At 36.9% G+C, this 12739-nt stretch carries 14 protein-coding genes and 3 pseudogenes; 11 read left to right on the top strand and 6 right to left on the bottom strand.

Annotated elements, in window-relative coordinates:
• Positions 1-11 precede the first annotated feature (11 nt).
• The 3 genes from SAGCYANO_RS07880 to mnmG all read right to left on the bottom strand — a co-directional run bounded on the left by SAGCYANO_RS07880 (position 12) and on the right by mnmG (position 4090).
• Entirely contained in the window at positions 12-287 is a 276-nt protein-coding gene (locus tag SAGCYANO_RS07880; RefSeq protein ID WP_202219571.1) for a type II toxin-antitoxin system ParD family antitoxin, read from the bottom strand.
• Positions 288-550: 263 nt separating this feature from the next.
• On the bottom strand, positions 551-1621 hold the full coding sequence (locus SAGCYANO_RS07885; protein WP_202219572.1) for a hypothetical protein: 1071 nt from the start codon (positions 1619-1621) through the stop codon (positions 551-553).
• A gap of 564 nt (positions 1622-2185) precedes the next feature.
• Positions 2186-4090, bottom strand: a complete 1905-nt coding sequence (gene mnmG / locus SAGCYANO_RS07890) for a tRNA uridine-5-carboxymethylaminomethyl(34) synthesis enzyme MnmG (protein ID WP_202219573.1) — start codon at positions 4088-4090, stop codon at positions 2186-2188.
• 371 nt (positions 4091-4461) lie between these two features.
• On the opposite strand from mnmG, the gene SAGCYANO_RS07895 reads away from it, so the two are divergent.
• The 5 genes and pseudogenes from SAGCYANO_RS07895 (at position 4462) to SAGCYANO_RS07915 (ending at position 7657) form a co-directional block, all read left to right on the top strand.
• Complete coding sequence (locus SAGCYANO_RS07895; protein WP_202219574.1) at positions 4462-4611, top strand: helix-turn-helix domain-containing protein; 150 nt, start codon at positions 4462-4464, stop codon at positions 4609-4611.
• Positions 4612-6286: 1675 nt separating this feature from the next.
• Positions 6287-6370, top strand: a pseudogene (locus tag SAGCYANO_RS50110) (hypothetical protein); the annotation flags it as partial.
• A 421-nt stretch (positions 6371-6791) separates the two neighbouring features.
• Positions 6792-6875: pseudogene (locus tag SAGCYANO_RS50115) on the top strand (hypothetical protein); the annotation flags it as partial.
• A 247-nt stretch (positions 6876-7122) separates the two neighbouring features.
• Positions 7123-7206, top strand: a pseudogene (locus SAGCYANO_RS50120) (hypothetical protein); the annotation flags it as partial.
• Between the two features lie 259 nt (positions 7207-7465).
• Positions 7466-7657: a hypothetical protein gene (locus tag SAGCYANO_RS07915; protein WP_202219575.1), complete on the top strand. Its 192-nt coding sequence runs from the start codon at positions 7466-7468 to the stop codon at positions 7655-7657.
• 326 nt (positions 7658-7983) lie between these two features.
• On the opposite strand, the gene SAGCYANO_RS07920 is transcribed toward SAGCYANO_RS07915, so the two are convergent.
• Positions 7984-8610: a transposase gene (locus SAGCYANO_RS07920; RefSeq protein WP_237395947.1), complete on the bottom strand. Its 627-nt coding sequence runs from the start codon at positions 8608-8610 to the stop codon at positions 7984-7986.
• Positions 8611-8630: 20 nt separating this feature from the next.
• Between SAGCYANO_RS07920 and SAGCYANO_RS44345 the strand changes: the two genes are divergently transcribed.
• The 6 genes from SAGCYANO_RS44345 to SAGCYANO_RS07945 all read left to right on the top strand — a co-directional run bounded on the left by SAGCYANO_RS44345 (position 8631) and on the right by SAGCYANO_RS07945 (position 11704).
• The gene (locus SAGCYANO_RS44345) at positions 8631-8819 is read left to right on the top strand and encodes a hypothetical protein (RefSeq protein ID WP_237395948.1); all 189 of its coding nucleotides are present in this window, start codon (positions 8631-8633) and stop codon (positions 8817-8819) included.
• A gap of 37 nt (positions 8820-8856) precedes the next feature.
• Entirely contained in the window at positions 8857-9075 is a 219-nt protein-coding gene (locus SAGCYANO_RS44350; protein ID WP_237395950.1) for a PIN domain-containing protein, read from the top strand.
• A 1-nt stretch (position 9076) separates the two neighbouring features.
• Positions 9077-9292 carry a hypothetical protein gene (locus tag SAGCYANO_RS07930; protein ID WP_202219576.1) on the top strand — a complete coding sequence of 72 codons (216 nt, stop codon included), beginning with the start codon at positions 9077-9079 and terminating at the stop codon, positions 9290-9292.
• 379 nt (positions 9293-9671) lie between these two features.
• Complete coding sequence (locus SAGCYANO_RS07935) at positions 9672-10301, top strand: Uma2 family endonuclease (RefSeq protein ID WP_202219577.1); 630 nt, start codon at positions 9672-9674, stop codon at positions 10299-10301.
• 87 nt (positions 10302-10388) lie between these two features.
• A complete protein-coding gene (locus SAGCYANO_RS07940) occupies positions 10389-11021 on the top strand; it encodes a tyrosine-type recombinase/integrase (RefSeq protein WP_202219578.1) in 633 nt (210 codons plus the stop codon).
• A 161-nt stretch (positions 11022-11182) separates the two neighbouring features.
• On the top strand, positions 11183-11704 hold the full coding sequence (locus SAGCYANO_RS07945; protein WP_202219579.1) for a hypothetical protein: 522 nt from the start codon (positions 11183-11185) through the stop codon (positions 11702-11704).
• 123 nt (positions 11705-11827) lie between these two features.
• Here the strand turns inward: SAGCYANO_RS07945 and SAGCYANO_RS47395 are convergent, their stop codons facing one another.
• Together SAGCYANO_RS47395 and SAGCYANO_RS07950 are read right to left on the bottom strand one after the other, a co-directional pair.
• Complete coding sequence (locus SAGCYANO_RS47395; RefSeq protein ID WP_255502490.1) at positions 11828-12049, bottom strand: transposase family protein; 222 nt, start codon at positions 12047-12049, stop codon at positions 11828-11830.
• A complete protein-coding gene (locus SAGCYANO_RS07950; RefSeq protein ID WP_255502491.1) occupies positions 12033-12659 on the bottom strand; it encodes a transposase in 627 nt (208 codons plus the stop codon). Before SAGCYANO_RS07950 ends, SAGCYANO_RS47395 begins: the two co-directional genes overlap by 17 nt.
• Between the last annotated feature and the right edge of the window lie 80 nt (positions 12660-12739).

Below are 12739 nucleotides of genomic sequence, written 5' to 3' on the forward strand. Positions count from 1 at the left end.
ATAAACTATATTTATTTACCTAAATTTTCCTCTCGCAACCGCTGAAATTTTTGCTTTAATTGTGCAATAACAATTTCTCCATCAACTTTTTCACCCCTTTCTAATTGTTCTAAACCTACTTTAACTTGAGCGCGAGTTTCATCAAGCCATTCTTGATAATCTTGTTCTTGTTTTTCTAATAGTTTTAAAGCGACATCAATCGCCTGTTGAATATTGGTATACCTTCCCTTATTAATTTGGGATTGAATAAATTTTTCTTGTTCGGGACTTAAGATAATATTCATCATCCAATTTTAAAAAATAAACTATATTTAATTCTATCCTTTTTTCAGGATTTATCTTACAAAAAGAGCTGATTTATTGATAAATAGAGCGAAAAGATTTAGCGGTCAGCGTCATTTCAGTTATCAGTTAACTTCAGACTTTAGTCTGAGGCTTGAAATACTGAGTTAAATATTTTTTTACCCCCTTAAAAGGAGAGGCTTTAGACCTCGTTTTTTGGTAACACACTGAAAATTAAACACCATAGGTGGTGCATTTACTGGATTTGTTAGGGTAAGGAACAACAGATAAATATAGCATCATTAAGGGCTGTATCATCACCACTTCTCTGCCAAGGTTCTACTCGGGTTTTGATACCGCAAATAGCACTCTGAGGTGGACAACTTTGGCGACTTGACCATCCCCCCCAATCCAATTGATAGGATGTTTGCAAAGAGGTTCCATCTTCACACCAAAACTGTGCATCTACAGCACCTGTATCATCCCCAGAACCAAGCTTAGGTTCAATCCTCAGACGACCCGAAACCACATAATATCCCTTTTTACAAGTTCCTAACTCAAATTTATTTCCCCACGACCCTGCTAATGAGGAAATTTCCTTAATTCTTGCTGGATCTTTGTGGGTACCACACCTGAGATAGATACCATTAAGTGCTGTGTCATCACCACTTCCCCGTCTGGTTTCTACTTTCAGTTCACCACCTAATACCCATTGATCTGTGGAGCATTGTTGCTGATTTCCCCAATTTCCCCAGTGTCCACCAAATGGGCCGATTTGACCGACCACCTTATACTCTTGCTTGGGAGGTTCTACTTTTACTTCTGGTAAGATAATTGGTAAGCTCGATTTCTCATTGATTTCTTTTCCCCACTTGATTGCAATTTGTGGTTGCCTAGTTCGATCTAGTTTCTGCATTGCTTCTTTAACTTCTGGGCTTTGTATATCCAGATTAAGTTGATAGTTGGTTGATGCAGCAGCAACTCCAATTTCTTCTACGACTTCCCCATCTGCATATTGTAGGTAAGCTCGAAAGGGTTCCGAAGCCATAAATTCCAGAAAATCCAATCCATAATAGGAAATTAATTGAGTATTAGGTGTAATTGAGTCAGCCGGATTGGTAGTGCAAATTACTGGAGAGACGACAGGTGCAGCAAAACGCTCTGGTGCTAACTCATGGCGAATATATTCGAGTTTTTGTTGTAATCGCTTTCCTACAATATCCGAGCGACAAGAAAATTCATTACCTGTTTGTCCGACCATACTGTTGTAGGTCTCTCGAACATCTCTGGCGACTTGCTGGGAAAGGTTGCTTCCAGAGGCTTCTAATTGTTCAATCATATTAGTGACGCTATCTTCCCATCGCCCAGGTTGTTGTTTTACTTCTTCAATTCCTTTGTTTAGAATGGCTAACGTCTCAGGAGCTACGCTTATCTCTGGCTTACAGCTATTACCGGATATAAGAAGTCCTATAAAAATGCAAAAATCTTTATGAGGTTCTGTTTTATCTTCACAAAATTAATCCTTTATAACGTATTTGAGTATTTGGTTTCACTGTTGTTCTACCCAACCTAAATTTTGATATTACCATAGTCATTTTATTAAATCGGTGAAAAATATAAAAATGCTTTGCGAGAGTTAGCACAATGAAAGAACCTATTATGATTATACTCTAGCTAAAAATCATCCTTTTCTTGTCGAATGTAGCCAAAACTAGCTACAAATCATGTTTCTTTGATAAGTTGGAATATCAATCAGGGGTTTGGAGACCAAACCCCTACGAAATCCAAATTTATCAACAGTAAGTAGACACAACAGTAGGGTGTGTTAGCGTCAGCGTAACTGAGCGAAAATTAACATTGTACATGGTGCGTTACATTTCATTAACGCACCCTACAAAAGCTTTTAACTTTTAACTCCCACAAGTCGATATTGCACTTCCAAATAAACCAACAAAGCATTAATATCTGCCGGATTTACTCCTCCAATTCGAGACGCCTGACCAATAGTTAAAGGCTGAACTTTCGATAATTTTTCCCGCGCTTCCAACGACAAAGTAGAAATAGCAAAATAATCTAAATTAGCAGGTAATTTTCGATTTTCTTGCCTACTAATTTGGTCGATTTGATTTTGTTGTCTTTGCAAATAACCGGAATATTTAATATCAATTTCGGCTCCTTCTTTTTCAACCAATTTCAAATCTAAATTCCCCAAATTATACTTTTCCAAATCAACATAATGGAAACCAGGTCGGCGCAACAAATCTGCCAAAGTAATCGAACCTTTAATTTTTATCTGAGTATCCGCAACAATATTAATAGCTACCTCCTCTAATTCTTTAATTCGAGTTGAATTTAACCGAGCTTTTTCAGCATTAATATTAGCTTGCTTTCTCTCAAATAACTCCCATCGACGGTCATCAATTAAACCAATTTCTCGACCCAAAGGAGTTAGTCTTTGGTCAGCATTATCGGACCGTAAAATCAAACGATATTCCGAACGACTCGTCAACATTCGATAGGGTTCTCGCAAATCTTTTGTACATAAATCATCCATCAAAGTACCAATATAACTTTGTTCTCTGGGGAAAATAATCATCTCTTCATTCTTAACAAATTTAACCGCATTTATTCCCGCCACAAGACCCTGAGCTGCTGCCTCTTCATATCCAGTGGTACCATTAATTTGACCAGCACAAAATAACCCCTCAACTTTCTTTGTCATCAACGTCGGATAACATTGAGTCGCAGGCAAATAATCATATTCCACAGCATAAGCAGGTCGTAACATCACACAATTTTCCAAACCAGGCAAACTCCGCAACATTTGTAATTGCAATTTCTCAGGCAAACCAGTAGAAAACCCCTGAATATAAAGTTCTGGAATATCACGACCTTCCGGTTCAATAAATATTTGATGACTACTTTTATCAGCAAAGCGAACAATTTTATCCTCAATACTCGGACAATAACGGGGACCCTTCGCATCCACCCACCCACCATAAACAGGAGACAAGTGCAAATTATTGCGAATCAGTTTGTGAGTTTCTTCAGTAGTGCGCGTCAGATAACAACACATTTGTTCCCGTTCCACCCACACTTCCGGGTCGAAACTAAACCAACGCACTTTTTCATCCCCTGGTTGCTCTTCCAGGTCAGTGTAGTCAACAGAACGTTTGTCAACTCTGGCAGGAGTACCCGTTTTCAGGCGTCCGGTTTCAAAACCAAGTTTATTGAGGGTTTCGGTTAAACCGATGGCAGGAAATTCACCCGCACGACCTGCTGGCATTGATTTGTTGCCTACCCAAATTACTCCCCCCAGGAATGTTCCGGTAGTGAGGATGACAGCTTTACATTTGAAGGCAACACCGAAGTAGGTTTCTACTCCAATAATTTCGTCGTTGTCTCCCAGAAGTAGGTCTGTAACCATGCTTTCCCGAACTCGGAGGTTTTCTTGGTTTTCGACAATGTTACGCATAACAGCGGCGTATTCCCGTTTGTCAGTTTGAGCGCGTAACGCCCAGACAGCAGGCCCACGAGATGAGTTAAGGATGCGTTTTTGGAGATAAGTGCGATCGCTCATTTTGCCGATTTCTCCACCCAAAGCATCCACCTCGTGTGTAAGTTGAGATTTTGCAGGTCCCCCAACAGCAGGGTTGCATGGTTGCCAGGCAATTTTATCCAGGTTGAGAGTGAGTAGGAGAGTGCGGCAACCGAGGCGCGCAGTTGCGAGAGCTGCTTCACACCCGGAGTGGCCGGCGCCTACTACAATGATGTCGTATTCGTCTTGGAAATCGAAAGTTTTGGTCATTTCAGTTATCAGTTATCAGTTATCAGTTATCAGTTATCAGTTATCAGTACCGACCCCTGAAGTCGGAAGTTTGAAAACCAGAATTTTCTTTTTCATCCCCTTGAAAAGGGAGACTTGAGACCTAATTTTTGGGTCATGGTAAATGTCTGAGTTATAGCTAAGAAAGAATTAGTTAGGACATAGACTGATGATAAATCTTAGGCAGCGGAAATGTTTTTCCAACTGTCCCCCTGTTCCCTGTTCCCTGCTATAGAAAGACATATAAATGATTGTAGCGACTAAATCAAATTTTTAATTTTTGCAGACTATAGTCTGAAGACTAAATAACCAGAGAATCTTAAGATAATCTTCAAATATATTTTCAGCTCAAAGTGAGTTTAGCAGAAGCATTTGGAAGGGTTTTGAAGCAAAAACGGGAAGCTTTAAAGTTAAGTCAAGAAGAGCTTGGGTTTGAAGCTGGTTTACACCGCACTTATATTAGTCTTTTGGAGCGTGGTTTAAAGTCACCAACTATAGATTAGGACTTACGCATATACGCTATATATAGTGCTAGAATCTGTTAGACAATAGTTTTTATACTCTATAAATAGTGTCTTTGCGTAAGTCCTGTAGATGTAATTTTTCGATGATCGACTGCTTTAATATTCTTCCTTCCCAGTTTATTGCAGAAGTTGAAAAGCTTATTAATACTACTAGTACTTACGCTGATAGGCTATATATAGTGCTACAAACTGTTGAACAATAGTTTTTATACTCTATAAATAGTGTCTTTGCGTAAGTCTTGTAGATGTAATTTTTCGATGATCGACTGCTTTAATATTCTTCCTTCCCAGTTTATTGCAGAAGTTGAAAAGCTTATTAATACTACTAGTACTTACGCTGATAGGCTATATATAGTGCTACAAACTGTTGAACAATAGTTTTTATACTCTATAAATAGTGTCTTTGCGTAAGTCTTGTAGATGTAATTTTTCGATGATCGACTGCTTTAATATTCTTCCTTCCCAGTTTATTGCAGAAGTTGAAAAGCTTATTAATACTACTAGTACTTACGCTGATAGGCTATATATAGTGCTACAAACTGTTGAACAATAGTTTTTATACTCTATAAATAGTGTCTTTGCGTAAGTCCTGTAGATGTAATTTTTCGATGATCGACTACTTTAATATTGTTCCTTCCCAGTTTATTGCAGAAGTTGAAAAGCTTATTAATACTACTAGTACTTACGCTGATAGGCTATATATAGTGCTACAAACTGTTGAACAATAGTTTTTATACTCTATAAATAGTGTCTTTGCGTAAGTCCTGTAGATGTAATTTTTCGATGATCGACTGCTTTAATATTCTTCCTTCCCAGTTTATTGCAGAAGTTGAAAAGCTTATTAATACTACTAGTACTTACGCTGATAGGCTATATATAGTGCTACAAACTGTTGAACAATAGTTTTTATACTCTATAAATAGTGTCTTTGCGTAAGTCCTGTAGATGTAATTTTTCGATGATCGACTGCTTTAATATTCTTCCTTCCCAGTTTATTGCAGAAGTTGAAAAGCTTATTAATACTACTAGTACTTACGCTGATAGGCTATATATAGTGCTACAAACTGTTGAACAATAGTTTTTATACTCTATAAATAGTGTCTTTGCGTAAGTCCTGTAGATGTAATTTTTCGATGATCGACTGCTTTAATATTCTTCCTTCCCAGTTTATTGCAGAAGTTGAAAAGCTTATTAATACTACTAGTACTTACGCTGATAGGCTATATATAGTGCTACAAACTGTTGAACAATAGTTTTTATACTCTATAAATAGTGTCTTTGCGTAAGTCCTGTAGATGTAATTTTTCGATGATCGACTGCTTTAATATTCTTCCTTCCCAGTTTATTGCAGAAGTTGAAAAGCTTATTAATACTACTAGTACTTACGCTGATAGGCTATATATAGTGCTACAAACTGTTGAACAATAGTTTTTATACTCTATAAATAGTGTCTTTGCGTAAGTCCTGTAGATGTAATTTTTCGATGATCGACTGCTTTAATATTGTTCCTTCCCAGTTTATTGCAGAAGTTGAAAAGCTTATTAATACTACTAGGACTTACCGAAGAATTAAGAATTAAATAATTAAATAATTAAATAATTTAGGTTTAAAGCCTCCCCTTTCAAGGGGAAACAAGAAAAAATTTTCCTTTTATTCAATCCTCTTCCTTTTAGGGAGAGGTAATTATCAATTATCCATTATCAATTATCAATTATTGAAGCTGATAGGCTATATATAGTGCTACAAACTGTTGAACAATAGTTTTTATACTCTATAAATAGTGTCTTTGCGTAAGTCTTGTAGATGTAATTTTTCGATGATCGACTACTTTAATATTGTTCCTTCCCAGTTTATTGCAGAAGTTGAAAAGCTTATTAATACTACTAGGACTTACGCTGATAGGCTATATAGTGCTACAAACTGTTGAACAATAGTTTTTATACTCTATAAATAGTGTCTTTGCGTAAGTCCTGTAGATGTAATTTTTCGATGATCGACTGCTTTAATATTGTTCCTTCCCAGTTTATTGCAGAAGTTGAAAAGCTTATTAATACTACTAGGACTTACCGAAGAATTAAGAATTAAATAATTAAATAATTAAATAATTTAGGTTTAAAGCCTCCCTTTCAAGGGGAAACAAGAAAAAATTTTCCTTTTATTCAATCCTCTTCCTTTTAGGGAGAGGTAATTATCAATTATCCATTATCAATTATCAATTATTGAAGCTGATAGGCTATATATAGTGCTACAAACTGTTGAACAATAGTTTTTATACTCTATAAATAGTGCCTTTGCGTAAGTCTTGTAGATGTAATTTTTCGATGATCGACTGCTTTAATATTGTTCCTTCCCAGTTTATTGCAGAAGTTGAAAAGCTTATTAATACTACTAGGACTTACCGAAGAATTAAGAATTAAATAATTAAATAATTAAATAATTTAGGTTTAAAGCCTCCCCTTTCAAGGGAAACAAGAAAAATTTTCCTTTTATTCAATCCTCTTCCTTTTAGGGAGAGGTAATTATCAATTATCCATTATCAATTATCAATTATTGAAGCTGATAGGCTATATATAGTGCTACAAACTGTTGAACAATAGTTTTTATACTCTATAAATAGTGTCTTTGCGTAAGTCCTGTAGATGTAATTTTTCGATGATCGACTGCTTTAATATTCTTCCTTCCCAGTTTATTGCAGAAGTTGAAAAGCTTATTAATACTACTAGGACTTACGCTGATAGGCTATATAGTGCTACAAACTGTTGAACAATAGTTTTTATACTCTATAAATAGTGCCTTTGCGTAAGTCCTGACTACTTCAAGCTAGTAAAAAAGAATGAAAATCCAGAAAATGGAGACTCTATTAACTTCCTCAGAAGTTGAGAGTAATAGTATCTATTTACAAGCTCGTCACGATGTTGAAGAAGCAATAAAACAAGTTGAATTGCCTGAAGAAAGTAGAAAATTTACTATCTATCCAGAAAGTGTTCAACAATTAATAATTAATAATAGAGCTGTTGGGAAATAACTTAGGTTAGCGAAAAATGAAAACTCAACTGATCAATTTTGGTTAGTAATCTTATTATTTATGCTGCCATCAGGTACAACTTCCACGGGTCCAGTCGCTGTTAACATTAATTTGTCATCAAAATCAACAAGCGTGATTACGGTAAATCTGATTGACAGCTCCATAGCGTTTGACACCGGCGAAGGCGTTTTCACATACCACCCTAGATTGATATGATGTCCGATTTTCAGTCTTTTGCTGCTCAGTTAATTCTCCCCTTTGGTCTTTTATGGGGTATGGGGATATTTTCATACTGGTGTTGAATACCTTGAAAGCCACTATCTACTTCAATTGGTATCTCCACGGGTATACTTCCTATCAACTTTTCTTCCTATACGGAATTTCTTGTCATGTAATTTTCCTTCTCTTGCCTGACTCAATACCAATACTTGTTTGTTTTGGTTTACTGCTGCTAGGTGTTGACTCGTATGACGCTTTTTTTTTCCCGAATAATTCAGTTTTTGTTTTTCTGAGTCAGTGGGTCGTTGCACAGGCCGTTCTGTCCCATCCATTATTACTCGTTCTACTCCAGGGAAACGCTCTATAAATGTCTGTACACAGTTAATTTGACACTCTGGTAGCGCCTTTTTTTCTCCCAGAGCTGCTTCTAATATAGGCTGTAAACGATGAGCCCAATGATGTGCCTGGCTGCGGTCGATGTCAAACAGGATACTGGCCAAATCAAAGGTAGGGTAACATTTAAAGTAGAAGAGAATATAAAATAATTTGTCTTCAGCATTGCGTAAACGAGCCTTACGGCCTCCTGCAACAGAGCGTTGACGAGGTTTGTCTGTTAATGTTTGCTCATATACCTGAGTAAACGCGAAGAGCAAGGATTGAAATGCTTTTCGATTTAATCCTGTTAATGCCCTGAGTAACCTATCCTGTTTTAAGGCCCGTTCAATATTTAGCATTTCTAAGCGCCTATTTCTTCTTGGCTGATTTTACCTTATTTCCCAACAACTCTATTAGAGTTTATTTAGATACCAGTGTTTATAATCGTCCTTTTGATGACCAAACACAAAATAAAATCGCCTTAGAAACTGAAGCAGTTTTGTTGATTTTAGGGATGATTGAAAATCGAGAGATTGAAGAGCGTGAACTCAAGTATTCTCGACTATGAAAATAGCCGTAATCCTAAATTAAATCAAAAACAGAAAATGGCTAATATAAGACAAGCCAAAACAAAAGAAGTAGAAAAAAGAGCCAAGGAGTTAGAAAATCAAGGAATTAAAACCTTTGATGCTCTTCACGTTGCCAGTGCAGAATCAGCAAACTGTGACTATTTTATAACTTGTGATCGACGATTAATTAATCGTTGTCAAACTTTATCAACTCTTAAAACTGTTAACCCTATTAATTTTATTGCTGAGGTGTAAAATGACAGTTAAAATACCTGAAAATGAACAATTAATCGAAAAAGTTTTACTGATTTTACAAAAGCAATTACCCCCTATTGATTTTTTGCGCTTTGTAGCAATCTTTAATCTAGGAAAAGGTGATTATCTGGCTTTCAAAAATCAACTACAAGAAAACGAAACCGTAGAAAGTTTATGTCAAAAAATAGATGAATATGAAACAGGAGCAAAACCTTAAATTTCAACTCTTAGCAGAAAAATAATTAATCATCACAAGGAGAGCGTCATAAAGTACAGGGTTGCAAAGTTTGTTTAAGGTGGCTCTCACTGCCTGCCACCTAAAGTTTTAGCCAGCCAGCAATACCATTAATATAAACTGGTCAGACAGTCGTGAAAAAGTTTATTGTGATATCTTTTCGGGGATTGATATTATTTATGGTAAAGTATCTGATGGTAATTTTTTTGGTAATTGTTGGATGAGGCCATACATCCCGACCCATATTTAGCTATTTTAGTTGTTGATTTAACCAGTTTTCCAAATCTACTATAGTTGCGCAGGTCAAAAATTTCATCACCTAAAATATCTAATAGGATGTCAATATTCAACCTAACCAATTATGACTCAAGCTCAAACCCAACCAAAACTTATCAGCTTTGATGAATTTATCGCCTGGTATCCTGATTCTTCAGAATTCCGGTACGAATTACACGACGGGGTTATTATAGAAATGCCTAAGCCAAAGGGAAAACATTCTAATTTAGCAGGTTCTTTAATAGAGCAACTGTTGATAAATATTAGGCAGATGGGTAAAGGTGGTATTTGGACTATTCCCAGGGAATCAATTGTCAAACCCAAGAGCGAAAAAACTGGCTATGAACCGGATATAATTGTCTTGAATAAAGAAGTTCTTGGTGCAGAACCCCGCTGGGAAAAGGAATCAGTTATACAAAATCCCGATACGGTGAAATTAATTGTCGAGGTTGTTTCGAGTAATTGGCGTGACGATTATTACAATAAACTTCGAGATTATGAGGAAATGGGTATTGAGGAATATTGGATTGTTGATTATGCAGCATTGGGACCGAGAAAGTTTATTGGCAATCCCAAACAACCTACATTTTTTGTTTGTAATTTGGTTGATGGGGAGTATCAGATGGTTCCATTTACTAAAGAGGCTGTAATTGTTTCTCCAACTTTTCCAAAGTTCAATTTATCAGCACAGGATATTTTTGCTCTAGCTTTTTAGCTTCAACATAAGTATTCATCTTGTCTAAAAAAATACAACATCTGCTACTATACTTAACTAATATGTTACTACATATATATACTTAAAATGCTAAATAAACTCCACCCACAACCAGATATAATTGCTGCTGTCTTAGCCTCTAAAAAATCTCCCAAAACCCGTAAAGAATACAGCCGAGACTTCCAAGAATTTAGCCAATTCTTAGGATATGACCCCTACTCCTTTCTACAATTATCACAACTAGAAGCCACAACAGCAGTATTAGCATACAGACAATTTCTCTACGACAAAGGACTCAAAGTCAACACTGTAAATAGAAAAATTGCTGCTATAAAATCCCTAGTTAATTTTGCTGTACAAATGGGAATATCAACTCTAACTTTAGCAGGAATTAAAAGTGACAAAGTAACAACATATCGCGACACAACAGGCATTCCCGGCACAGAATATAAAAAAATATTAGCCCTACCAGACAGAGAAACCTTCTCAGGACTCCGTGACTATGCTATCCTCAGACTCTTATGGGACTTAGCATTGAGACGTTCCGAAATCTCCAACATTAACGTAGGAGATGTCAACTGTCGCTCGCGCTCCCTATTAATAATAGGCAAAGGTAGACAAGACCAAGAAAAATTAACCCTACCCCAAAAAAGCGCCGAAGCGATCGCCAACTACCAACAATTAAGAGGCGGGAACAAAGAACAGCCATTATTTTATTAAAACAATCAATCAACATTAACGAGTCTATTCGCCAAGACCTGCAAGCTTTACCAAAAGAACTCCAAGAGACTTATGCAGAAAGTATTGCCAACAGATATCGCGCTCTCGCCGAACTTCTACTCCGCAAAGACCGTCCTCTAGAAGCTCTACGAGTAATTGACTTGCTCAAAGTTCAAGAACTCGAAGAGTACACCCGTAGCGTTCAGGGTAACGAAGACACTCTAAATGGCATTGAATTTTTGTCCCTAGAGCAAGAAATATGGGAAGGTTACGACAACATTCTCCAGTCGGCGAATGCAGTCAGCAGCGAACTGAACGAACTGAGTTTGATTCCTGAAACTAAGCGCACTCCCGTTCAACAGTCACGCTTTTCTGAACTAGAGAAACAAGAACAAAAGTTTCAGCAACAACTCAACAACTATTTCCAAAGGAACTCAGTGCAAAAAAAAGTAGATACACTGGTAAAAAAAGCAAAAGAACAAAGCTTAGACCTAAAATATTTCGATATCTTGCAAGACCAGTTAGGCAACCTTGAGCAAAACGGTGTTTTACTGTATCCTCTGGTATTGGATGACCGCATTGAACTTATAGTTAGCACCCTAGAGAAACCTCCTCAAAGGTACACTGTAAATGTAAAACTAGAGGAGTTGAATCAGACAATTAATAGAGTTGTTGGGAAATAACTTAGGTTAGCGAAAAATGAAAACTCAACTGATCAATTTTGGTTAGTAATCTTATTATTTATGCTGCCATCAGGTACAACTTCCACGGGTCCAGTCGCTGTTAACATTAATTTGTCATCAAAATCAACAAGCGTGATTACGGTAAATCTGATTGACAGCTCCATAGCGTTTGACACCGGCGAAGGCGTTTTCACATACCACCCTAGATTGATATGATGTCCGATTTTCAGTCTTTTGCTGCTCAGTTAATTCTCCCCCCTTTGGTCTTTTATGGGGTATGGGGATATTTTCATACTGGTGTTGAATACCTTGAAAGCCACTATCTACTTCAATTGGTATCTCCACGGGTATACTTCCTATCAACTTTTCTTCCTATACGGAATTTCTTGTCATGTAATTTTCCTTCTCTTGCCTGACTCAATACCAATACTTGTTTGTTTTGGTTTACTGCTGCTAGGTGTTGACTCGTATGACGCTTTTTTTTTCCCGAATAATTCAGTTTTTGTTTTTCTGAGTCAGTGGGTCGTTGCACAGGCCGTTCTGTCCCATCCATTATTACTCGTTCTACTCCAGGGAAACGCTCTATAAATGTCTGTACACAGTTAATTTGACGCTCTGGTAGCGCCTTTTTTTCTCCCAGAGCTGCTTCTAATATAGGCTGTAAACGATGAGTCCAATGATGTGCCTGGCTGCGGTCGATGTCAAACAGGATACTGGCCAAATCAAAGGTAGGGTAACATTTAAAGTAGAAGAGAATATAAAATAATTTGTCTTCAGCATTGCGTAAACGAGCCTTACGGCCTCCTCCAACAGAGCGTTGACGAGGTTTGTCTGTTAATGTTTGCTCATATACCTGAGTAAACGCGAAGAGCAAGGATTGAAATGCTTTTCGATTTAATCCTGTTAATGCCCTGAGTAACCTATCCTGTTTTAAGGCCCGTTCAATATTTAGCATTTCTAAGCGCCTATTTCTTCTTGGCTGATTTTACCTTATTTCCCAACAACTCTAATTAATAATTACCTCTCCTTGAAAGC

This window comes from Okeania sp. KiyG1, from assembly GCF_014132355.1.
In the GTDB taxonomy this organism is placed as follows: domain Bacteria; phylum Cyanobacteriota; class Cyanobacteriia; order Cyanobacteriales; family Microcoleaceae; genus Okeania.

Bases quoted from the DNA above. Each gene is read 5' to 3' on its own strand.
- SAGCYANO_RS07880 (WP_202219571.1), bottom strand. From the start codon at position 287: ATGATGAATATTATCTTAAGTCCCGAACAAGAAAAATTTATTCAATCC.
- SAGCYANO_RS07885 (WP_202219572.1), bottom strand. From the start codon at position 1,621: ATGATTGAACAATTAGAAGCCTCTGGAAGCAACCTTTCCCAGCAAGTC.
- mnmG (WP_202219573.1), bottom strand. From the start codon at position 4,090: ATGACCAAAACTTTCGATTTCCAAGACGAATACGACATCATTGTAGTA.
- SAGCYANO_RS07915 (WP_202219575.1), top strand. From the start codon at position 7,466: ATGAAAATCCAGAAAATGGAGACTCTATTAACTTCCTCAGAAGTTGAG.
- SAGCYANO_RS07920 (WP_237395947.1), bottom strand. From the start codon at position 8,610: ATGCTAAATATTGAACGGGCCTTAAAACAGGATAGGTTACTCAGGGCA.
- SAGCYANO_RS44350 (WP_237395950.1), top strand. From the start codon at position 8,857: ATGGCTAATATAAGACAAGCCAAAACAAAAGAAGTAGAAAAAAGAGCC.
- SAGCYANO_RS07930 (WP_202219576.1), top strand. From the start codon at position 9,077: ATGACAGTTAAAATACCTGAAAATGAACAATTAATCGAAAAAGTTTTA.
- SAGCYANO_RS07935 (WP_202219577.1), top strand. From the start codon at position 9,672: ATGACTCAAGCTCAAACCCAACCAAAACTTATCAGCTTTGATGAATTT.
- SAGCYANO_RS07940 (WP_202219578.1), top strand. From the start codon at position 10,389: ATGCTAAATAAACTCCACCCACAACCAGATATAATTGCTGCTGTCTTA.
- SAGCYANO_RS07950 (WP_255502491.1), bottom strand. From the start codon at position 12,659: ATGCTAAATATTGAACGGGCCTTAAAACAGGATAGGTTACTCAGGGCA.